This is a genomic window from Salirhabdus sp. Marseille-P4669 (assembly GCF_900240405.1).
Taxonomy (GTDB): domain Bacteria; phylum Bacillota; class Bacilli; order Bacillales; family Alkalibacillaceae; genus OEQK01.
The window spans coordinates 490,620-511,986 of sequence record NZ_OEQK01000001.1 but is presented as its reverse complement, the minus strand read 5'-3'; the positions used below and the strand labels follow the sequence as shown (position 1 = coordinate 511,986).

Below are 21,367 nucleotides of genomic sequence, written 5' to 3'. Positions count from 1 at the left end.
CATTTTATGCATTTGTTTTAAGCATTCCAAAATGTTCCTGACTTTATGCAAAAGGGGGAGTGCACACAAAAAGATGCTACAGGTAAAACACCTATAGCACCTTATCTTTTACGTTATCATTTAGACGGATGCCTTCGATATACGAGTGGCTTCTCCTGCCTATCCATATCATCGTTCGCACCTGAAATGGCCGCTTCAATTAAGTGATGTTCTGGTGCCCATTGACAGGCAGGATCTGTCGCTGTTGCATCCCCGGTTAATGCATAGGCTTGGCACCGGCAGCCTCCACCATCCTCATGTCGGAGGTCACAAGTGCGACAAGGAGAAGGCATCCATTCCTCTCCACGAAATCGATTAAAGGAATCCGATTCATACCATATACAAGATAAAGACTGATGTCGGACATTTTCAAAGGATAACCCTTTAATCATACCAGCCGTTGGACATGGAAGAACATCGCCGTTCGGGGAGACCGTAAGACCAATTGCCCCCCATCCTCCCATGCAAGGTTTTGGTGTTGCCGCATAGTAATCCGGTATAACCCATATGATTTCCATTTTGCTCGCCAATCGTTCTTTTTCCGCTTCGTACACCTTTTGCGCACGTGCAATCTGTTCCCTGCTTGGTAACAGCTGGTCACGGTTGCGTAAAGCCCAATTATAATATTGGGTATTCGCCAATTCTAACCGCTCCGCACCCACTTCCTCCGCCAGTTGAATAATCCGATCCAATTGATCCAAATTCAACTGATGCAACACGACATTTAACGATAAATGCATGCCCGCTTCTTTGATCACTTCCACAATCGCTCGCTTATGATCAAATGCCTTATACCCACCAATTCGATTCGACAGCTCACGGTCTGCTGCTTGAAAGCTCACTTGAACATTAGCTAATCCCGCCTCTTTTAACTCATACACCTTTTCCTCTGTTAAGCCAACCCCGCTTGTTATTAAATTCGTATACATTTCTAATTCATTGGCATGCTCGACTAGCACCTCGATATTCGGGAATAAAAGGGGCTCACCACCTGAGAAATGCACCTCCACCACACCCATTTCAGCCGCTTCCGTTAATACTCGGCACCAATCCTCCGTTGACAGCTCCTGCTCCTTCAATGCCATTTCAAGCGGATTCGAGCAATACGGGCAATGGAGGGGACAGCGATGGGTTAGCTCTGCAAGTAAGGAAAATGGGGGCTCAACTTGTCTTTTCATGCTGGATCACCACCCATCCTTCTTCTGTCATATCCATAACAAATTTCGTTACATCTGCTACCATTTTATCGAAGGTCGGGAAAGCTGCTGTATCCCTAATCTCCAATGAAGCTCGTAATGTTTCGGTGATGGTCTGAACCGATTGCGTTCCGTCACATAAAGCAAGGATAGAAGCCGCCGTTTCGTTTAACACAACAACCTTTTCCGGCAAAAGCAACAGATGCTTCTCTCTCACTTTGTCATACTTTAAACGTCCCTTCGCCGCTAACTTCGGGTATCCTGTTTCGATAATCGCTCCCACCACCAATCCTATTGTGCTTCATTCGGAAATGCCTTTTCTATGGCATCTAGCTGTGTCCACAAAACATCACATTTAAATCGCAAAGCATCTATTGCTCGCTCCTGCTCCGCCCGTGTTTGACAATAATCCAGTACTAGCCTCAGCGCTGTATCGGAATCTCGAGGTGCTTGGGTTAACCGATTACGAAAATAAACGAGCCCTTCTCTGCCAATCCACGGATAATGCTCCTCTAAAATTTTAATCCGCTTCGCAATTAAGTTCGGAGAAAACAGCTCGGTTAAACTGGAGGCAACCGCAATGATCCACGGCTGTTGACGGGTAAAATTCACATAAGCATCGACCGCAAAACGAACCCCAGGGACAACATGATCCTCACGCAAAATCTCTACCCGGGACAGCCCTACGGATTCGCCTAGCTTAAGCCACGCTTCAATTCCACCATCTTCCCCGTGCCTTCCATCATGATCCAGAATGCGTTGAATCCAATCCCGCCGTAATTCTCGTGATGGCAGCCTCGATAAGATTACCGAATCCTTAATCGGAACAGACTTTTGATAGTAGTATCGGTTCGCTACCCAGCCGCGAATTTGCTCGCGACTGAGCTTCCCTTCATGCATCGCCACATGAAATGGATGTTTGTCATGATAGGATGCCGCTCCAACCTTTCGTAACGCTTCCGCAAATTGTGGGCGAGTCCAAGGCTCCTGGTTCGCATCGAGATTCCCTAGCTTTTCCGCATATTCAAACATGTTCACACCTCCAACTCTAAACCATCATAAGCAACTTCTATACCTAGCTTATCTAACGTCTTCCGTTCCATCGAGCCTTTTCGTAATATCGGATTGCTATTATTAATATGAATCAAAATCTTACGCTCCGCCGGCAAGCTACGGAGTTTTTCCGCAATTCCCGATGCACCACCAACCGGCAAGTGCCCCATATCGTGTGCATTCCGGGATGTTGCTCCCAGCTGAACGAGCTCACCCGCTGACCAAAAGGTGCCATCGACCATTACGACATCAGCCTTTTGTAGGCTCGCTTCGATTTCAGGAGTAAAGCTTTCAATAGTAGGAAAATAGGCAAGGCACTTTCCTGTTTGCTCATTATGAAGGAGTAAGCCGACCTCCCAAACATCCCCTATCTCACTTTGGGAAGATGCATAAAGTGGTGGCTTACTCGATACTGGTATGGTTTCAATCGTTACTAACCCATCCGCTTGATTCCCAATTTGCAATGGAGCATTCGGAGCGAGTGTCTGCCACTCCCACGAGCAGTAATTTTCCAGCATCGGAAAGACCGGAAAAGCACGATTCAAATTTCGATATACGGTATCCGTCCCATAAATCGTCAAGCTCGACCCTTCCCGCAAACATAGCAGGCCAATCGTATGATCCAGCTCCGCATCTGTTAAAATAACACCAGCAAGAGGAATCTCTCGTATGCCCGGACCCGCATGCAATTCTGAAAAAGAAAGGATTTGCCGATTCACGTCCGGCCCTGCATTAATTAAGTACCAATCCTCGCCATTTACACTAATCGCAAGGGAAGACTGCATAAGTGGCTTAAGCCCATCTTCCCCGTTACGGACGCTTTGACAATTGGGACATGCACAATTCCATTGCGGAAACCCTCCCCCGGCAGCCGTACCGATCACCTTTATTCGAATTTTATCTTCAGTCCTTTCAACAATAGCAAAATTTATTTTTTACTAATATAGGAATACATCGTCACCTCAGAAGCAGTATTGATTACTTTATATTCAGGCTCTAACCACATACGTTTCACCGCCTTTCCAAAGGAATGAAGAACTACGATTACTCTTCAACATAATCTTATGTCGAGGAATGGCTCGAAATAACCAAGAATTTAGCAGGACAAGTCGGGACAAGCGATAAAATGGTGGATAGTGAAATATAGATGTCCTCTTTACCAACATTCCATGGTGGACACAAAAAAAGCGCTTCTCCCCTTTTTTAGGAAGAAGCACTTTACCTATGTAACTATTTTGCTTGCATTTCTTTTGTTGGTCCCATCACACCTGGTACTGGTAATCCAGCTTGACGAAGTAAGACCGTCATTTGTCCGCGATGATGGGTTTGGTGGTCTATTAATGTACGCAGCAACGCTCCTCTTGGTGTTGGAGTACCATGAGCATCCACGTTTTCCTCGAGCTTTTCATCACTGAGCTTTTGCTCTGCTTCACGCTTTAGGCTTTCTGCTGCCTTTTTATAAGCATCCGCAATTTGACTAGCACGTTGGGGAACTGTATTGACATCCCCATCGATTTTTACATTTAACCCTACTAGTGAACCAAAATAAGCTTGCGCTGTCGCTAAATGCCAGCCTAACCACCCAAGTGTACTGTGCCCTTCTACGATTGCTTGTCCTAATGTGTCATCTGTAAGAGATTCAAGCACTTGAACAGTACCATTTGATGATTTTGTCCAATCTGTAAGAAAATCCTCTACTTTACGATACATGAGCATAACCTCCATTTTCATTGCTTTTATCCACATCATAACAGATTATATTGAAATTAGGAAAGGAAGAGATGCTAGGGCATGAGCTGGTTTCGGTAAATTCGGGAACCTGTTTAATTAACGATTCGAAATGCTAGGTTTTTTTAGGCTGGCATTTCATACTTTTGTTGAAAATAAAAGGTTTTATGGGGCTTGCGTTAAGCAGCCTCACTATTTTTTGAAGTTAGCGCCGCTGAAATCTTGGAAAAAAAGCGTGTAATGGATAAATATTCGCCATGAGAAAGGCAATATTCGTATATTCGATATTTTTACTCGTCCATTTCAAGCATTTATTTGCCTATATCCTGCATACTCGTCTAATAGCCATTTTATTCGTCACTCAAAGGAAAATACTCGTCTATTATCATAAATACGCGCCGACACGAAAAATACTCGTCCATATCCAAGATTTACGAGCCGATCCCAGAATAATACAAGCCGAAAACGAAAAATACTCGCCCCTTTTCGGCTTGTTAAAATTTACTCGCAGAATCACCAAAAATATTCTTCCATAAGCTAACCATACTCGCAGAAACCTCTCCATTACTCGTCCACTACCAGCGCACCCACCCTCATCCAACGCTATCGCTGTCACATCATTAACCCTCAGGACAAGCCCCCGCCCCAGCCCTCTTACAGTTTCGCTAAAATTTCTCGTATAAATGCTGGTTCATCCTTCGGCGTTCTCGATGTAACGATATTTTCACTAACTACTACTTCTTGATCCAAAAATGCCGCTCCGCTATTTTTGACATCATCTCGAATTCCTAAGTAACAGGTAACCGTTTTTCCTTTAAGAATATTTGCACTGATCATCACTTGCGGACCATGACAAATGCCCGCAATCAGTTTGGAACGCTCATCTATTGCTTTTACAAAATTGACGGTTCCTTGATTTATCCGCAACTCCTCTGGTGCACTACCTCCTGGTATAACAACCGCATCAAAATCATCAGGGTTCGCCTCACCTGCCGCAATCTCCGTTTCATAAGAGACCGTTCCTTGTTTTCCCTCACAAATCACGCCTTTGTCATTACCAAGGATGACCACCTCATGCCCCGCTTCTGAAATTGCTTCATAAGGATTTTTCATCTCCGAATCCTCAAATCCTGGTGCTAATAAAAATGCTACCTTTGCCATTTAAAATACCTCCTATAAATTTAAAATAAGGAGAGCCTCTACCCATTAAGTAGAAGCTCTTCTTCAATTCTCTATGAAACCGTAACATTCGTTACATCTAAGTAAAATTCATATGCCTCTAAATCTGTGAAGCCTTCATGCACAACCTTTCCAACTGCTTGAATCATTGCTTCTGGATTTTGCGATTGGAAAATATTGCGGCCCATATCGACGCCAGCCGCTCCTCCTTGTATCGAACGATATGCTAGAGTGAGCGCATCCTTTTCTGGAACCTTTTTACCACCAGCGACAACTAATGGCACTGGACAAGCAGAAGCTACCTTTTCAAAATCCTCACAATAATAGGTTTTCACAATTTGAACCCCAAATTCAGCTAGCATTCTTGTTGCTAATAGGAAGAATTTCGTGGTACGCTCCATTTCCTTTCCAACTGCCACAACCCCCATTGTCGGAATGGAATAACGAGAGCCTAAGTTCACTGCTTGATTGACAGCTTCAATCGTTTCTTTTTGTCCATCGGCTCCAATGAAGGTTTGGATAGCCATTGCACTCGCATTCATTTTAATAGCCTCTTCAATATCGACTACCATCGATTCATGGCTAAGATCATCCTCTAAAATACTAGAGCCTGATGAGGCACGTAGCGCAATCGCCTTATTATATGTAGCCGGAACACTACTTCGAATCGCACCTCTCGTACCCATTAAGCAATCGGCATCGTTTGCTAGCTTTGGAATTAAGAGGTCCAGTCGTTCTAATCCAGAGGTTGGTCCCATAAAATAGCCATGGTCGAACGCGAGCATTACCGTTTTGCCAGTCTTTGGGTTAAAAATTCTCGATAGTCGATCCTTCATGCCCCAGTCCAAATTGGAGGCACCTTTCACATGAAAGCTTCCTTCATTTGCAAAAGGAATATCTTCTGCAAAGTTCTTTGCATCTTTATTTCCTACATTATCTGCCATTTCATCGTTCTCCCTTCGTTTATTAATTAAAAGTCATAGTCATTGGTATTTTCTTTCGTGAATACGATTCTCTCCGGCAATACGATAATACCGGAATCCTCGGCTTCATAGTCGTATCCTTGGATGGAGTTTGGTTCTACTTTTACTTCACCCATATTTGGAACCTCGACTGTATCCCCTACTTTAAGCTCATTGCCCTGTGCTAGGTAATATGCGATATATACCGCAAGTGCACCTTGGTCTGTTACATCCCAAAGACCATGGTTCACAATGGTTCCATTTTCAATAAACTGTCTCATTGAATTTGGAGAAGCAAAGCCAGTAATAATTAAATCCTCAGCCGTTAGCCCTTTGTTTTCCGCTGCTTGCGCCATTGCTGGAAGAGCTGTAGAGTCTGGCGCGATAACTGCATCTAGATCTGGGTAGGAATCGATAATGCTTTCGCCAATTTGTAAGGATAGCTGTTCGTCCCCTTCCCCAAATTGCTTTGTCACAATCTCCCAGCTCGGAAATTCTTCTGCAATATACGTTTCAGCATAATCCACCCATGCGTTTTGATCCGGAACGGTCGGGCTAGAATAGAACCAAGCTACTTGCTGCTCTGCTTGCGGATCATCCATTTGTTCCGCCGCCATATCCACTAGCATTTTCCCTAAAATCTCAGGTGTTCCTTGGTTGATGTATACAGTACGATATTCTGGGTCTACATCCGAATCCCACGTAACAACCTCTACACCTGCATCAATGGCATTTTGAAGTGCTTGATTAAGTCCATCTGATGTTACAGAAGAAATCGCAATCGCATCTGCACCACTACTTACGGCACTATTAATGATTTGCACTTGGTTCGCAACCGTTCCTTCAGGTGCACCATCGTATTTCACAGTGAATCCAACTTCCTCCGCCATTGCCTGGGCACCGTCATTACCAGATTCAAAGAATGCATTCCCAGTCATTTTCGGGATAAATACAACTTCAATATCATCCTTATCCTTTTCACCTGATGCCCCTTCCTCTGAATTACAAGCTGCCAATAAGAATACTAGTAAAGCTCCCATCAACATTTTAAGAATGTTCGACTTTTTCATTACCCTTTACCCCCTACTATTTTTTTAGGTGTTATCAGTCTTTTCATATTCGACTTAAAGTCTGACGAAATGCCTAAAAACGCTACAGAGATGATTAGTAATAACCCAGTTGCGAGACCAATATATTGGGTGGACACCCCGCCCATTTGCAAACCTACCTGCAAGAAACCAACGATAATACTAGCAATTGCCGTTCCGAAGACACCCCCTTTACCACCTGTAATTAATGTTCCTCCTAAAACCACAACCGTTAAAATCGGCATGAGGTATTCCGAGCCAAAGTCTGCTCTTGCACTCCCTAAATAGGAAGTTAACATCACACCAGCTACCCCAGCACTAAGACCTGACAGGACATAGGTACTCGTAATAATTCGCTTCGTATTAATACCCGAGTACTCAGCGGCATGTTGATTAATACCAGTTAAATAGATAGATCTCCCATATCTCGTCAAATGCAGAAGGATATAGGCGATAGCAAACATCAGGAGAAATAAAATGACAGAGTTCGGAATGCCCATTACTTTTCCATAAGCAATTTGGCTAAACTCCATTGGGAATCCGGAAATGCCTTCATATGTACTAACTCCAGATAACCCAACTAGGACAATGGCGATTCCACTATAAAGGAGCATCCCACCTAATGTGATGACCATCGCTTGAACGCCACCATAGGCAATCAACACGCCATTTAGCAGGCCACATAATCCTCCAGCTAAAATAGCTAGAATAATAGATAGCCATATATTTAAACCAACTACTTGCGAAAGGATCCCCGTCACAACAGAGGTTAATCCTATAATCGACCCGCCCGAAATATCAATTCCTCCGGTGATCACCACAAGCGTTACAAAAAAGCCGATAATCGCTATTCCAATAAAATCATTAAAGCTATTTAAGAGAATCGTAATATTCCAAAAGCGCGGATTCATTAAGCCAAAAACGATAATTTCCACTACTAAAACGAGAATCAGCACTAGATTCCATTTTGGTATTTTACTTAGCATGGACCTCTACCCCCTCTTGAAGGACTCTTGCACTTAGCCTTTCCTTCTTCGCCTGCTTACTTGATTTTCTCGCTAGTAGCACATCGGTTACGACAATCATAATTAGTAATGAACCTGAAATCGCAGCATTCCAAAATGCAGGAACCTTCATAAATACTAAGGCTGAATTAATGGAAATCATGATCACAGCTCCAATGGTCGCCCCAACAACCGTTCCGACTCCACCATTCAACGACACACCACCAAGAACAGCCGCAGCAATTACCGTCATTTCAATACCAGACCCTGCAGTTGTAGAGATAAAGCCAATTTGACTAGCAAATATCAATCCCGCTAATGCAGAACATACTCCCGAAACGACAAAGGAATAGGTGACATATCGTTTCACTGGTATCCCGAGTAATACTGCCCCATCCTCGTTATCCCCAATTGCTGCAAAATATCTTCCCTTTCGACTTTTCGTTAGATAGAGATGGACAAGAATTACGGCTGCTATCACAAGAATGGATAAAAGATTAATCCCGAGTATGTTCATTTGAGAAATTTTCTTAAAGCCGGCCGGCAAATTTTCAATCCATTGACCATCCGTGTAGATGACCTGCACCACTCGCGTAATCTCAAGCATCCCCAAGGTCATAATGAACGAAGATATTCTTAATCGTGTAACACCAAGCCCATTAATAAGCCCAATCACAGCTCCGATTAAAATGGCCACAACAATCGCAACGATCATGCTACCGCCATCCCGTAGAATCATCCCACTTACCGCTGCACTTAAACCAAGAACCCCACCAACGGAAATATCAATATTTCTTGTGAGTAAGACAAAGGTCATCCCTACCGCTAGCACAATATAGAGCAAACTACTTTTCAAGGAATTATGTAGGTTACCAACCGAAAGAAAATCCGAGTTCACAAGGCCGACCACAACAAACAGAATGACCAGAAATAGAAATGTTCGAAATTCACGCTGCTTCGTTACCCATTTCAGCCTAGACATACGAATCACGTCCTTCATATGTACCGAACGCAGCCTTCATCACATTGGTTGCATTGATTTCGTCCAGTCCAAGACATGCGCTGCAGGTACCACGATAAATAGCATAAATTCGATCACTAATTCGTTCGATTTCCTCCAAATCAGAGGAAATAAGTAAGATCGAGAAGCCTTGTTCCTTCAATTCGGTAATAATTTGATAAATATCACTTCTCGCAGCTGCATCAATCCCTCTTGTCGGTTCATCCATAATAATGACCTGGGGATTTGTGGAAAGAATGCGGGCGATAACGGCCTTTTGCTGATTCCCACCTGATAAAGATTTGATCTCATCCTCCTGGCTACTAAGCTTAATGCTTAACCGCTCCACATACTCCTTTGTAAGGGCCTTTTCTTTTTTCCTCTTCGTAAAAAACCCCTGTCGTTTCATAATCTGTGCCGTGATATTATTCCGCACAGAGGTAATGGAGAATATCCCATGCAAGAAACGATCCTCCGGTATATAAGCGAGACCACTTTGAATCGTTTCATAGACCGATAGATTGGTAATATCTTGGCCATTCAGAAGGACGTTCCCCTCTGTTACCCGATTAATCCCATAAATCGCTTCGGCAATCTCTGTCCTCCCTGCTCCAACAAGACCAGCAAGACCAACGACTTCTCCTTTATAAACGTCAAAGCTTATGTTACGAAATCCGTTCCCACTAATGCTTTGAACCTTTAACACAGCTTCCTCATTCTCCAGGATTCTCGCCTTTTTCTCAAATTGATCGCTATACTCTTTTTCATTATTAGCAGGAAGCAGCCCTTGAATTAACATATCCTTCGTAAATTCATCAATACTGCCCTTTAATGTCACCTTGCCATCTCGCAAAATGACCGCATGTGTGGAAATTTGAAAAACCTCATCTAACCGGTGGGTGATATAGAAGATTCCTACACCCGAGGCCTTCAGCTTTTCCACCACCTTAAACAATGATTCGGTTTCCGAAAAGGTTAAAGCAGAGGTTGGTTCATCTAGAATTAACACCTTCGAATTACGCAGTAACCCTTTTATAATCTCTAGCTGTTGCTGCTCGGCAATGGTTAATGAGTTCGCCAACCGATTTAAGTCCATATCCCAGCCTAATTCTTCTATTAGTTGTTTTGTTTCAGATCTTACGTCATGTTTGTTTTTGTGGAATCCAATGGTGAGGTTTTGTTCTACCGTCATATTCGGGAATAGTAGAGGCTCTTGAGGAACTAAATAGACGCCTTTTTCATGAGCAATGGATGGATTGTAACCCTCTATTTTCTCCCCGTTCACTTCTAAAGCACCAGCATCCGCTTTGTAGACACCAGTAAGGATTTTCATTAGGGTACTCTTTCCTGCACCATTTCCGCCAATAATGGAAACAACCTCTCCTTCACGGATATCTAATGAAACCCCTTTTAACACTTTGTTTCGGTTAAAGGACTTTTGTATATTTTCTAATTTAACTAGGGTTTTTGCTTTTTCCCCCATTATGGAACCCCCTATCCTGGAAACTCACTAAAATGTAACCGCTTACCTATGAGTTGGTTACATTATAATTTAATACATTTTATTTATCAAGCATCATTTTATTATTTTCTGAATTTTTATAAAATAATACCGATCCGTTTATTTCTATAGTAAAAACCTTACTATATCAGTAAAGTAAATGGTTATAATGTTTCCTATAACCTGTAAAACATATATTGACCACCCACTAATTTACTGTTATATTTGTTTTATCAATAAACATAAGTTTAACCATTAAGCATTTGTTCCAAAATACGTTGTAAAGAGTGATGAGACATGACATATGAAAACATTTTAATCGTGAAAGTAGCTTGGAAGTATTACAACGAAGGTCTAACCCAAAACGAAATTGCAGAATCGCTAAACATATCCAGAATGAAAGTAATTAAATATTTGGAGAAGGCCAAAGCGAATAACGTCATTCAGTTCAAAATCAACTTAGAGAAGATTGCAAACATCGATCTACAAAATGCAATAAAGGAGAAATACAACCTAAAGGATATTTACATCGTGCCAGATTCCCACGAGCATTCTGTAGATAGCCTAACCATCGCCGCCGCTCAATATATCGAAGACCGCATTACGAGTGACACGTTAATCAATGTTGGCTACGGAAAAGCAGTTTCGAAAACATTAGGGCATTTAAATATTTCCACGAAGTACAAAGTAACCTTTGTTTCTTTATCAGGTGGGGTGAAGTTTTATATGCCTACTGCGATCGATAAAACAGCAGATTACTATACAAACCCAAACTATAAGCATTACATCATGCCCTCTCCACTAATGGTTTCGACCGAAGAGCTTGCGACACAACTTAGCAACGAGGATTCCATTAAAAATATTATGGAGATGATTCCATACTCCAATATCACGGTTGTTGGGATCGGGGCATTATCCGAAAAAGCGACACTTGTTAAAGAAGGTCTTTTATCAGTGAATGATATTGAAATTTTAAAATCAAAAGGGGCAGTAGGTGACATATTAAGCCAATTCTATGACATTAACGGCAATGTGATTGATTTACCATTACATAAACAACTCATCAGCACGGAAATTGATTTACTGAAATCGTTAAACCATGTTGTAGCCGTAGCCGGTGGACTCGAAAAACGAGAGGCCATCATCGGGGCACTAAAAGGAGGGTATGTGGATGTGCTAATCACCAATGAAGCAGTCGCTCAACGTTTATTAGAATAATAGGCAAAGGGGAGATTCAAATGGAGAAATACTTAATGGCAATTGACGCTGGAACCGGCAGCGTCCGAGTAATCTTATTTGATTCAAAAGGTAATGAATTAACCGTCTCTCAAGCAGAATGGACCCACAAGGAAGATCCTAGGTATCCCGGGTCCATGGACTTTGACATTACAACCAACATGAAAATCATTCAAAAGCTCATTAACGAAACACTTGTTAGCAGCAACGTAAATCCTCAAGACATCCTTTCCATTTCAACTACGAGCATGCGAGAAGCGATTGTGTTATACGATGAAAACGAAAACGAATTGTGGGCATGTGCAAATGTAGACTCTCGCTCTAATGACGAAGTATCCAACCTACATAAAATAAGCAATACACTCGAATCCGACATTTATACATTATCCGGCCAAACCTTTTCACTAGGGGCGATCCCAAGAATACTTTGGGTAAAAAATAACCTTCCAGACACGTACGAAAAAATTAAATACGTAACGATGCTAAATGACTGGATCACCTTCCGCTTAACCGGAATCCTTTCCGTCGAGCCCTCCAACGGTTGTACAACCGGACTTTTTGACATAAGTAAGCGGACATGGGATTATTCCATTGCTGAAAGGACCGGGATTCGAAACGATATTTACCCAGTTGTTTTTGAAAGTGGTACCGTAATTGGGAATGTTACCGAAGAAATGGCAGCGCTTACAGGATTAAGCACGGACACTTTAGTTGTAGCTGGTGGTGGAGACGCTCAACTAGGGTGCATCGGCATGGGCGTTATTAAAGATGGGGATGCAGCTGTATTAGGCGGGAGCTTTTGGCAATACGAGTACACCACAGAGAAGGTGCAAATGGATGAGCAGTGCCGCGTACGAATCAACTGCCATGCCGTCCCAAACACATGGCAATATGAAGCAATTGCCTTTTTCCCAGGTCTTGTCATGAGATGGTTTCGAGATAGCTTTTGCGAGCTAGAGAAATACTTGCAGGAACAAACCGGGGAAAGCATTTATGACCAAATGGAAAAACGAGCAGAAAAGGTGCCAGTTGGAAGTAACGGGATGATCAGCACCTTTTCCGATAAAATGAACTACATTTCTTGGAAGCACGCATCACCTAGCTTCCTAGATTTCAAGCTAGATGCCGAGAAGTTTAATAAAGCCACCTTTTACAGGGCTATTATGGAGAATGCTGCCTTTGTGACAAAAGGAAATATCGATCTAGTAAATGAAATTACAAACACCTCCCCTGAGTCGATTATTTTTGGCGGAGGAGCATCCAAAAGTAATTTATGGTGCCAAATCATCGCAGACGTTTTGAACAAACCGGTAAAGGTTCCAGTAGTAAAAGAGTCCACTGCACTCGGAGCAGCAATTTGTGCTGGAGTTGGGGCAGGAGTTTACAAAAGCTTTGAGGACGCCATTTCCAAGGTAGTGAAATTCGAAAAAACCTTCTACCCAATGGAAGAGCATCACACGATTTATAGCGAGCTTTACAACAAGTGGGAGGGTATTTATAAAAACCAGCTAGAACTAGCAGATCAAGGTTTAACCGAGCACATGTGGATTGCACCTGGTTTATAAAAAAATTGAGGGAGTGTTGACAATGTCGGTAGTCGTAAATGAACAAGAAAGAGAATACAGATTTGGTGAAAGCGGTCCTAAATATTTATTAAAAGGACCAAGAATGAACTTTGGTATCGTCGTATTAAAGCCTGGGGAAGATTTCACTGCCCATTACCATAATATCATGGAAGAGAACTTTTATATTTTAGAAGGAGAATTAGAAATTCATATCGACGAAGAAATCTTTCATTGTAAAAAAGGAGACTTTATCCATGTAGAGCCAAAAAAAGTCCATTATTTAATTAATAAGGGCGACGTCGATTTTAAAGCTGCATTTATGTTATCCCCGTATCAGGAGAAGGATAAGGTTGAGGTGGAGTATCGGCCATATTAGGGGTGAGTGGGTTAAGGTATAAGCATAATTATGGGGAAGTCACTTTCTTCTCAAAAGCAAATGCTGGCATGTAGATTAGTAGAGGAATTTAATATTAAATGAGCCATTTTGGTCTTTGTGGGGCTTGCGCTAAGCAGCCTCACTATTTTTTAGGGTAGCGCGGCTGAAATCTTGGAAAAAAAGCGTGTAATGGATAAATACTCGCCATGGGAAAGGCAATATTCGTATATTCGATATTTTTACACGTCTGATTCAAACGTTTATTCGCCTATATCCTGAATACTCGTCTATTAGCCATTTTATTCGTCAATCAAAAGAAAATACTCGTCTATTAGCGAAAATACGCGCCCGCCCGAAGAATACTCGCCAATAAACATGATTTACGAGTCAAAACGAAAATAATACAAGCCGAAAACAGAAAATACTCGTCCGTTTTCGGCTTAATAAAATTTACTCTCTGAACCAGCGTAAATATTCGCCAATAAGATAAAAATACTCGCCAGGATTCCATGATTACTCGCTTGTTCAAAACAACCTTCATTATCCTATGCCGCCTTCTCCTTCTTCTGCAACAACACCGCGACAATTACAATAACACCCTTAAACGCATCTCGCAAAAACGGTGGTACCCCAAATAAATTTAATAGATTATTCATCACTGCGATAATCAGCATTCCGTATACCGTTCCGAGGATGAAGCCTCGCCCTCCCATCATATTCGTGCCACCTACGACAGCTGCTGCGATCGCATCCATTTCCATTCCTCTACCGGCATTGGAGTAGTCCATGGAGCCGATGCGGGACACTTGAATAATAGCAGCAATGGCAACTAGCAATCCCATTAAAGCATAGACACGGCGCTTTACTTTATGGACGTTGACCCCGGATAATTTTGCCGCTCGCTCGTTGGAACCAACTGCGATAATTTGTCTACCAAATGTTGTTCGCTTTGAGATATACCAAAGAATGTAGGCGATGACTGCCCAATAAATAATCGGCATAATCATCAGATCGCCAATTTTAAAGCTAGATACTTGTAAAAATTCCATCGGCACCGTTGTATTGTAGCCTTGTGTGAAATGCTGGGTCACACTTCTAAAAATCATCATTGCCCCTAGGGTTGCAATAAATGGGGGTACATTCCCTTTTGTAATGGAAACACCGATTAGGGAGCCGAGTAAATAGCCAAACGCTAAAACAAGAATAATGGTAACAATGATGGCTGGCGTACCAGACATTCCGATTGCACCAAGAATACCTTTTGCTCCTGTATCGAGTAAATACATCGTGAAGGCACCGGTAATAACGAGCGTAGAACCGACCGCCAAATCAATGCCACCCGTCATAATAACAAAGGTCATCCCTAACGCAATAATTCCAATCCCAGCATTATTCCGCAAAATGTTGATCCAGTTGTTCGTCCACGATTCCAGCCATGCCCCAAAGGAATCATAGTCAAAGCCGAGCACCAATGTTTGAAGAATAACCATAATAATTAAGGCATTCGCAATACTAAAAAGTGGATCGTTTTGCCATTTGTATTTAAACCATCCCCAAAAGCTTCTCTTCTTTTTCACTGGGCTTGTATGTTCTAATTGTGGTTTCATAATTGGTATCTCCCCTTTCCTACGCTAGCACGCCACCTGTAGCTAGATTCATAATCGTATGCTCATTCATCAAGTCACCAGCAACCTCACCTTGAATGACTCCGTGAAACATGACGAGAGCTCGGTCACAAATGCGAATAATTTCCTGCGCTTCACTCGAAAGCACCACGACTGCGATATCCTCTTCTGCAAGCTTTAAAATAATATCGTAAATATCTTCCTTCGCCCCGACGTCTACACCTTGTGTCGGGTTATCTAATATTAGAAGCTTCGGATTCGCGGCTAACCATTTAGCAAGCACAACCTTTTGCTGATTTCCTCCTGAAAGGCTCGTAATACTATCGGTTAATTCACCCATTTTCAGCCTAAGTGCTGCACGCTGCTCCTCAAAGGTTTCACGATGTTTTTTACTGTTGATGATGCCTCTTTTCGAAAACATTGGCCAGGTGGCAATCGAAGCATTTTCCATAATGTTCATATCTTTAATGATGGCATTTTCCTTCCGATTACGTGGAAGATAAGCAATCCCTTCCTTTATGGCCTGGTACGTACTCTTAATGCGCACTTCTTTTCCATTTAAATGAATCTGTCCAGAGGTAAACTTCTCCGCTCCAAAAATAGCCTGAAACAGCTCACTACGACCGTCCCCGAGAAGGCCTGTAATTCCAAGGATTTCTCCTGCACGAACCGATACATTTACGTCACGAAAGGCATGCTCGTGGGTCAGTCCCGTAACTCGAAGCACCTCCGCCCCAACCGTTTTCTCTCTTCGCAACGACTCGGTTCGAACGTCATAGCCAACCATAAAACTAGCAAGCTCTTTTGTCGTCACATCCGCAACATAACCTTCTGCAACTAAGTTTCCATCCCGAAGAACAAGGTACTTATCGCAAATCTGCATCACTTCATTTAATTTATGAGAAATAAAAATAATTCCAACGTCATGCTCCTTCATCGCTTCCATCATCGCAAACACTCTCTCAATCTCGGAATCGGTTAAGGAGGTTGTAGGCTCATCCATAATAATGATGGAGGCATTTGTCATCATTGCCCGACATATCTCAACGATTTGCTTGTACGATGCATCCAGGTCACGGACCATTTTTCCTGGATCTAAATCCACATCCATTTTTGCAAACATTTCCTCGGTTTGTTTGTACATTTCCTTCAGATCTAAGCTACCGCTTTTTGTCTTTAGCTCCCGACCGAGAAACATATTTTCATAGATTGGTAGATCGTTAATTAAGTTCAACTCCTGGTGGATAAAGGCAATCCCCGCTTCTTGCGACTGTGCTGGGGTATCAAAGTGCACTTCCTTATCATCGATTACAATCGACCCCGCATCCATTTGATGTACCCCACCAAGAATATTCATTAAGGTCGATTTCCCAGCACCATTTTCCCCAAGCAACGCACAAATGTCGCCACCTTGGATTGACATCGTCACGCCTTTTAAAACATCATTACTTCCAAACGATTTGCGTATGTTTTTCATTTCTACCTTCATCGCATCACTTCCAAACCATTTTATGTAGTTCATAGGTTCTCAACGTGAAAAAGAAGGGGCTACAGCAATGCCATAACCCCTCTTCTTTTGAGAACAAGCCCTTTTAATATGGTGAGCCATCATCAAGGAATTCTTCGTAATTATCCCGATCTACTACGGTAGTTGGGATAATCGTTTCCATTTCCACCTCTTCACCATCTAAAACCTTAAGGGCAACATCGATTGCATCCTTAACCATAGCCGGGCTATATAGGGCTGATTGAATCCAGATGTCTTCATTTTCTGGCATCATCTTAAAGTATTCCTGCATACCGCCACCACCAGTTACGACTTGGATGTCTGTACGACCTGCCTCATTAATTGCTTGAAGCACCCCAATAGATGTTTCATCATCTAAGGAATACACGGCATCGATGTGATCCATGCTTGTTAAAATATCAGCAAAATCCTTCAGCCCGTCTTCTCTTGTAAATTGTGTCGCATAGGTGTGCAGGTTCATATCTGGTGCGATTTCTTCGATTGTTTCCACAAAGCCCTGTGTTCTAAGCTCCGAAACCGAACCAGCTGACGGCACCTCTAAAATAACAACGTCGCCCTCAGTTCCAACCTTATCTACAATATAGTTCGCACCTTGCACACCCATATCATAGTTATCCCCAGCTACACGATAAACCCCATCCACATCAATGACGATATCAAAGTTTACGACTTCAATCCCTTCATCCAACGCCCGTTGAATCGGAACCTCCATCCCTTCCCATTGCGGGAATGCTACAATTGCATCTGCTCCCCATGTAATCAAGTCATCCAATTGAGCCGTCATCTCAGACGCATCGCTACTCGTATGGATTTGATAATCGATTTCATCCTTTAATTCCTTCGCACGCTCCTCCGCATGGTACGCAACTGCCGCTACCCATCCATGCGTAACAGCTGGAGCCAAAATACCAACCTTATATTTGTCCCCACCTGAATCTCCACCTGGGTCTTCCCCAATCGCATCTGATGAATTACATGCACTTAAGAACGGCACCATAATCAATATAAGTAAAACAAATAGCTTTACTGCCTTTTTCATTCGTAAAACCCCCTTAGGCTTTTATTTAATTTGAAGCGCTTTCATTTCAGTTGAATTATGTTGTAAAATTAGGTTTCCTTTAAAACCTCATCGTTGTGTTTCGATTTGAAATGTTTCTTTGATGTGGAATGAATACGTTTTTCCTGGTGGAATGTTTGTGGAGTGTCTTGCTGTTTTGTTTTATTATGATTCTTTCATGGTGATTTGTGTTTGTGGTAAACCTTTTCCTGGAGACCAGTTTGCGGTGACTTATCCGTATTGAGCTCGATAACCCTTTACTGGCCGTTCACCCATACCTTCTCCCCTGTCTCCAACGACTGCTCAATCGCCTTCAATAGCTTCATCACATAGAGCACGTCATCCAATGGCACGACATGGTTCTCTTCCCCATGCCGGATACAGTCTAAGAAGTAGGTCAATTCATTTTGAAAAGCTTCCCCTGGTGGCACTTCCACGGTGGTTTGATGATCATTTTTATAAAGTTGAAAACGTGTGGAGCGCGTATCCACAGCCTCGATATTTTCCCCAGCTTGGATTTCAAAGTCCAATGTAGCATTCTTCCCCTGAGCGCGAAAACTCATCGTAAAGGGATAGCCCTTTGGCATTCGATGCGAGGCTTCCATATGTGCGACAGTTCCGTTTGCAAAAGTTAAGGTTGTCATCACATGATCCCATGCCCCATAGTGATTTTGCTTCCCCACTGCATATATAAATGCAACATCCCCCAACAAATCATAAGCAAAATCAATATCGTGAATATGAAGATCAAACAATGCTCCCCCGCTTTTATTTGGATGCTGAAACCACGCACTCCAGCTCGGTACTTGACCAAGGCGCTTCGCTGTTACAATGTCCACTTGCGGAAATTTCTCCAAAGCGCCTTTAATCGCCTGATATTCCGGCCAGAAGCGAAGGACATGACCTACAAACAACCGCACATGCTGCCGCTGAGCCGCATCGATAATTCTATTCGCAGATTCTTCCGTTAAGGTTAACGGCTTTTCACAAATAATGTGTTTCCCAGCCTTCGCTGCTTTCAAAATATATTCTTCATGTAAATACGTCGGGAGACAAAGATCAATGATATCCATATTTTTATCTTGTATTAATGCATCAAAGTCTGTTAAAAGCATTCCGTTGTAGTTATCCACAGATATTTCCTTCGTCGTACAAATAGCCGCAACCTCTACGTCCGGAATGGCGCGATACGCCTCAAAATGCGCTTTTCCAATAAATCCAAAACCGACAAGCCCAATTGTTAGCATCCCTTCTCCCTCCACTTACTTAAGTAGTCGTGCAAGATAGTCGAAGGATTTTTGGACCGATTGATGGACCTCCTCCACATTCGCTGGACCGTCTGGTGTGAACTCAATCTCGACGCTAATTGGCCCTTTGTAATTCGCCTGCTTTACAGTCTGGAAAATCCGGTTGAAATCTAGCTGTCCATCGCCAATCGCGGGAAAATGCCATTCGGAAGGAGACCCAAGCTTATCCTTTAAATGGATGAATTCCACAAAATCAACGGACTTCTCAAGGTCTTCATAAGGCTCCACATTCCCGTAAAAAATCACATTGGCCGTATCATAATTGATGCGGACCCGGTCACCAAGCGATGCTGCAAGCTTTTTCAAGGATACCCCAGTTGCGAAATTGTTCCCATGGGTTTCTAGTACTAGCGTTTTCTCCATCTGTTCACACTTCTTTACAACAGGCTCTAGGCTTTGAAGGAGCACCTTTTCCTCCTCAATCACATCCGCGTCGCCATGAGCATCTCCTGTTGCGGTAATCACATAAGGACTGTCAAAATAGGTAGCCAAATCAATGGCTTGCAGTAAATTTTCAATTCCTTCTTGTCTCATTACATTGCTATGCGCACCAATCCCGACACACATCATTCCATATTCCGTTAGCAACGCCTTTACGCCTCTAAGCTCCGCATCGGACATAGACGGTAAAACATGGGGTGTATGCTCCACTGCTGCTAATTCTATCCTCGTGAATCCAGCTTGACTTGCCCCTTTTACAGCATCCTCTAACGAAAAACCACTGTATGTATTGGAATTGATCGCAAGTTGATCTAACATGCCAACCCTCCTATCAACATGTAATTGATTACATAAACAAATAGGTTAGGAGATGAACGATGTCTTTTGTAATAAAATGTATGTAATCCGTTACAAATATCTTAAAAGAAAAACAACCACTCGTCAAACTATTTTGAAAATTTTTAATACTTTTTATCCATTCCCTAAAATCTTCTCGATAACCCTCAGCGATGCCAAAGCATCCTTCCCTGTCACAGGAGGCTCTGTATCATGAACGATACAATCGATAAAGGCATCAATGACACCTGTGCTCGTTTGATTATCATTCGTTTGCATTTGCTCCAGCTCATATTTCACAACCGAGCCATCCTTCATTTCTACGATAAGCTGCGCATCTGGATGATGATAGATTTTGAGAATTCCTTTTTGACAGTAGATGATCGTTGAATTGTCTTCTACCCCGTAATAGGTCCATGAAAAGGATGCTGTCCCAAGACGCCCTTCCTTCGTCTTTAAAGCACACACCACATTGTCACAAACCTCTATGGGCATCCCGTTTTCATCTACTTTATCCAAAGCGCCGTGAAAAGCATGCACCTCTTCGATCTCATCATCCAGCAAAAAATGGATCAAATCGATTTTATGAATCCCTAAATCCCCTGCAACCCCAGAATGAGAACGGTCCTTTTTAAAAAACCACGTTGCCTTGGATTTGGTTACACCCCAGCTTTCCGGACCCTGATGGCCAAAGGTCGTCTTAAAGGTTAGCACTTCACCGAACTCTTTACTGGCAATCATCTCTTTTGCCTTTTGATGTGCCTTAGTAAAACGTTGGTTGTGGTCAAGCATCAGCTTTTTACCCGACTTACGTTCTGCTTCTAAAATGGCCTCGGCCTGCTTCACACTAATGGCTAACGGCTTTTCACATAAAACATGCTTGCCACTCAGCAATGCCTTTGTCGTATTGATATGATGCGCTTCATTGGAAGAACAATCGCTAATCACGTCTATCGTTGGATCCGAAAACAACTCCTCCGCCGTCTCCACAAAGCTTCCATCAAAGAGCTGCGCCAGACTTTTCGCACGCTCGACATTACGGTCATAGAAGACAATCTCTTCTACATGCGGATTTGCTTCGTACTCCGGGGCATGTCGATATCTCGTAATCGAGCCACATCCGATAATGCCTACTTTTAATCCCAT

Annotated in this window: 20 protein-coding genes; 3 read left to right on the top strand and 17 right to left on the bottom strand. The window is 42.7% G+C overall.

Features of this window, described 5'->3' with window-relative positions; all coding sequences use genetic code 11:
* Nucleotides 1-116 precede the first annotated feature (116 nt).
* The 11 genes from pqqE to C1A05_RS02235 form a co-directional block, all read right to left on the bottom strand.
* Complete coding sequence (gene pqqE, locus C1A05_RS02285; RefSeq protein WP_102026548.1) at nucleotides 117-1,217, bottom strand: pyrroloquinoline quinone biosynthesis protein PqqE; 1,101 nt, start codon at nucleotides 1,215-1,217, stop codon at nucleotides 117-119.
* A complete protein-coding gene (gene pqqD, locus C1A05_RS02280; RefSeq protein WP_200816461.1) occupies nucleotides 1,201-1,518 on the bottom strand; it encodes a pyrroloquinoline quinone biosynthesis peptide chaperone PqqD in 318 nt (105 codons plus the stop codon). The genes pqqE and pqqD overlap by 17 nt, the downstream gene beginning before the upstream one ends.
* A gap of 8 nt (nucleotides 1,519-1,526) precedes the next feature.
* A complete protein-coding gene (pqqC, locus tag C1A05_RS02275; protein ID WP_102026547.1) occupies nucleotides 1,527-2,267 on the bottom strand; it encodes a pyrroloquinoline-quinone synthase PqqC in 741 nt (246 codons plus the stop codon).
* Nucleotides 2,268-2,269: 2 nt separating this feature from the next.
* On the bottom strand, nucleotides 2,270-3,172 hold the full coding sequence (pqqB, locus tag C1A05_RS02270) for a pyrroloquinoline quinone biosynthesis protein PqqB (RefSeq protein ID WP_159461973.1): 903 nt from the start codon (nucleotides 3,170-3,172) through the stop codon (nucleotides 2,270-2,272).
* A 346-nt stretch (nucleotides 3,173-3,518) separates the two neighbouring features.
* Complete coding sequence (locus C1A05_RS02265; RefSeq protein ID WP_102026545.1) at nucleotides 3,519-3,998, bottom strand: DinB family protein; 480 nt, start codon at nucleotides 3,996-3,998, stop codon at nucleotides 3,519-3,521.
* A 672-nt stretch (nucleotides 3,999-4,670) separates the two neighbouring features.
* Nucleotides 4,671-5,177 (bottom strand): type 1 glutamine amidotransferase domain-containing protein, encoded by a 507-nt coding sequence (locus tag C1A05_RS02260; protein ID WP_102026544.1) that lies wholly within the window; start codon nucleotides 5,175-5,177, stop codon nucleotides 4,671-4,673.
* A 71-nt stretch (nucleotides 5,178-5,248) separates the two neighbouring features.
* Nucleotides 5,249-6,139 (bottom strand): 3-hydroxy-5-phosphonooxypentane-2,4-dione thiolase, encoded by an 891-nt coding sequence (gene lsrF, locus C1A05_RS02255; protein WP_102026543.1) that lies wholly within the window; start codon nucleotides 6,137-6,139, stop codon nucleotides 5,249-5,251.
* A 26-nt stretch (nucleotides 6,140-6,165) separates the two neighbouring features.
* Nucleotides 6,166-7,227, bottom strand: coding sequence for an autoinducer 2 ABC transporter substrate-binding protein LsrB (gene lsrB, locus C1A05_RS02250; RefSeq protein WP_102026542.1), 1,062 nt, complete (start codon nucleotides 7,225-7,227; stop codon nucleotides 6,166-6,168).
* A complete protein-coding gene (locus C1A05_RS02245; RefSeq protein ID WP_102026541.1) occupies nucleotides 7,227-8,231 on the bottom strand; it encodes an ABC transporter permease in 1,005 nt (334 codons plus the stop codon). Before C1A05_RS02245 ends, lsrB begins: the two co-directional genes overlap by 1 nt.
* Nucleotides 8,221-9,231 (bottom strand): ABC transporter permease, encoded by a 1,011-nt coding sequence (locus tag C1A05_RS02240; protein WP_234998254.1) that lies wholly within the window; start codon nucleotides 9,229-9,231, stop codon nucleotides 8,221-8,223. The genes C1A05_RS02245 and C1A05_RS02240 overlap by 11 nt, the downstream gene beginning before the upstream one ends.
* On the bottom strand, nucleotides 9,224-10,732 hold the full coding sequence (locus C1A05_RS02235) for a sugar ABC transporter ATP-binding protein (RefSeq protein WP_102026540.1): 1,509 nt from the start codon (nucleotides 10,730-10,732) through the stop codon (nucleotides 9,224-9,226). Before C1A05_RS02235 ends, C1A05_RS02240 begins: the two co-directional genes overlap by 8 nt.
* A 315-nt stretch (nucleotides 10,733-11,047) precedes the next feature.
* Between C1A05_RS02235 and C1A05_RS02230 the strand changes: the two genes are divergently transcribed.
* Genes C1A05_RS02230 through C1A05_RS02220 form a run of 3 tightly spaced genes read left to right on the top strand, consistent with a single transcriptional unit; the run spans nucleotide 11,048 to nucleotide 13,927 of the window.
* Complete coding sequence (locus tag C1A05_RS02230; protein ID WP_102026539.1) at nucleotides 11,048-11,968, top strand: sugar-binding transcriptional regulator; 921 nt, start codon at nucleotides 11,048-11,050, stop codon at nucleotides 11,966-11,968.
* A gap of 20 nt (nucleotides 11,969-11,988) precedes the next feature.
* Nucleotides 11,989-13,551, top strand: coding sequence for an autoinducer-2 kinase (gene lsrK / locus C1A05_RS02225; protein WP_102026538.1), 1,563 nt, complete (start codon nucleotides 11,989-11,991; stop codon nucleotides 13,549-13,551).
* A 22-nt stretch (nucleotides 13,552-13,573) separates the two neighbouring features.
* Complete coding sequence (locus C1A05_RS02220; protein ID WP_102026537.1) at nucleotides 13,574-13,927, top strand: cupin domain-containing protein; 354 nt, start codon at nucleotides 13,574-13,576, stop codon at nucleotides 13,925-13,927.
* A 545-nt stretch (nucleotides 13,928-14,472) separates the two neighbouring features.
* Here C1A05_RS02220 and C1A05_RS02215 read toward each other — a convergent pair.
* The 6 genes from C1A05_RS02215 to C1A05_RS02190 all read right to left on the bottom strand — a co-directional run bounded on the left by C1A05_RS02215 (nucleotide 14,473) and on the right by C1A05_RS02190 (nucleotide 21,367).
* Complete coding sequence (locus C1A05_RS02215; RefSeq protein WP_102026536.1) at nucleotides 14,473-15,534, bottom strand: ABC transporter permease; 1,062 nt, start codon at nucleotides 15,532-15,534, stop codon at nucleotides 14,473-14,475.
* A 19-nt stretch (nucleotides 15,535-15,553) separates the two neighbouring features.
* On the bottom strand, nucleotides 15,554-17,041 hold the full coding sequence (locus C1A05_RS02210) for a sugar ABC transporter ATP-binding protein (RefSeq protein WP_102026535.1): 1,488 nt from the start codon (nucleotides 17,039-17,041) through the stop codon (nucleotides 15,554-15,556).
* Nucleotides 17,042-17,144: 103 nt separating this feature from the next.
* Complete coding sequence (locus tag C1A05_RS02205) at nucleotides 17,145-18,119, bottom strand: ABC transporter substrate-binding protein (RefSeq protein WP_102026534.1); 975 nt, start codon at nucleotides 18,117-18,119, stop codon at nucleotides 17,145-17,147.
* Between the two features lie 275 nt (nucleotides 18,120-18,394).
* Nucleotides 18,395-19,384 carry a Gfo/Idh/MocA family protein gene (locus C1A05_RS02200; RefSeq protein WP_102026533.1) on the bottom strand — a complete coding sequence of 330 codons (990 nt, stop codon included), beginning with the start codon at nucleotides 19,382-19,384 and terminating at the stop codon, nucleotides 18,395-18,397.
* Between the two features lie 15 nt (nucleotides 19,385-19,399).
* The gene (locus tag C1A05_RS02195; protein ID WP_102026532.1) at nucleotides 19,400-20,203 is read right to left on the bottom strand and encodes a sugar phosphate isomerase/epimerase family protein; all 804 of its coding nucleotides are present in this window, start codon (nucleotides 20,201-20,203) and stop codon (nucleotides 19,400-19,402) included.
* Between the two features lie 153 nt (nucleotides 20,204-20,356).
* Complete coding sequence (locus C1A05_RS02190) at nucleotides 20,357-21,367, bottom strand: Gfo/Idh/MocA family protein (RefSeq protein ID WP_102026531.1); 1,011 nt, start codon at nucleotides 21,365-21,367, stop codon at nucleotides 20,357-20,359.

Bases quoted from the DNA above. Each gene is read 5' to 3' on its own strand.
- pqqE (WP_102026548.1), bottom strand. From the start codon at position 1,217: ATGAAAAGACAAGTTGAGCCCCCATTTTCCTTACTTGCAGAGCTAACC.
- pqqC (WP_102026547.1), bottom strand. From the start codon at position 2,267: ATGTTTGAATATGCGGAAAAGCTAGGGAATCTCGATGCGAACCAGGAG.
- C1A05_RS02265 (WP_102026545.1), bottom strand. From the start codon at position 3,998: ATGTATCGTAAAGTAGAGGATTTTCTTACAGATTGGACAAAATCATCA.
- C1A05_RS02260 (WP_102026544.1), bottom strand. From the start codon at position 5,177: ATGGCAAAGGTAGCATTTTTATTAGCACCAGGATTTGAGGATTCGGAG.
- lsrF (WP_102026543.1), bottom strand. From the start codon at position 6,139: ATGGCAGATAATGTAGGAAATAAAGATGCAAAGAACTTTGCAGAAGAT.
- lsrB (WP_102026542.1), bottom strand. From the start codon at position 7,227: ATGAAAAAGTCGAACATTCTTAAAATGTTGATGGGAGCTTTACTAGTA.
- C1A05_RS02245 (WP_102026541.1), bottom strand. From the start codon at position 8,231: ATGCTAAGTAAAATACCAAAATGGAATCTAGTGCTGATTCTCGTTTTA.
- C1A05_RS02240 (WP_234998254.1), bottom strand. From the start codon at position 9,231: ATGTCTAGGCTGAAATGGGTAACGAAGCAGCGTGAATTTCGAACATTT.
- C1A05_RS02235 (WP_102026540.1), bottom strand. From the start codon at position 10,732: ATGGGGGAAAAAGCAAAAACCCTAGTTAAATTAGAAAATATACAAAAG.
- C1A05_RS02230 (WP_102026539.1), top strand. From the start codon at position 11,048: ATGACATATGAAAACATTTTAATCGTGAAAGTAGCTTGGAAGTATTAC.
- lsrK (WP_102026538.1), top strand. From the start codon at position 11,989: ATGGAGAAATACTTAATGGCAATTGACGCTGGAACCGGCAGCGTCCGA.
- C1A05_RS02220 (WP_102026537.1), top strand. From the start codon at position 13,574: ATGTCGGTAGTCGTAAATGAACAAGAAAGAGAATACAGATTTGGTGAA.
- C1A05_RS02215 (WP_102026536.1), bottom strand. From the start codon at position 15,534: ATGAAACCACAATTAGAACATACAAGCCCAGTGAAAAAGAAGAGAAGC.
- C1A05_RS02210 (WP_102026535.1), bottom strand. From the start codon at position 17,041: ATGAAGGTAGAAATGAAAAACATACGCAAATCGTTTGGAAGTAATGAT.
- C1A05_RS02205 (WP_102026534.1), bottom strand. From the start codon at position 18,119: ATGAAAAAGGCAGTAAAGCTATTTGTTTTACTTATATTGATTATGGTG.
- C1A05_RS02200 (WP_102026533.1), bottom strand. From the start codon at position 19,384: ATGCTAACAATTGGGCTTGTCGGTTTTGGATTTATTGGAAAAGCGCAT.
- C1A05_RS02195 (WP_102026532.1), bottom strand. From the start codon at position 20,203: ATGTTAGATCAACTTGCGATCAATTCCAATACATACAGTGGTTTTTCG.
- C1A05_RS02190 (WP_102026531.1), bottom strand. From the start codon at position 21,367: ATGGGATTAAAAGTAGGCATTATCGGATGTGGCTCGATTACGAGATAT.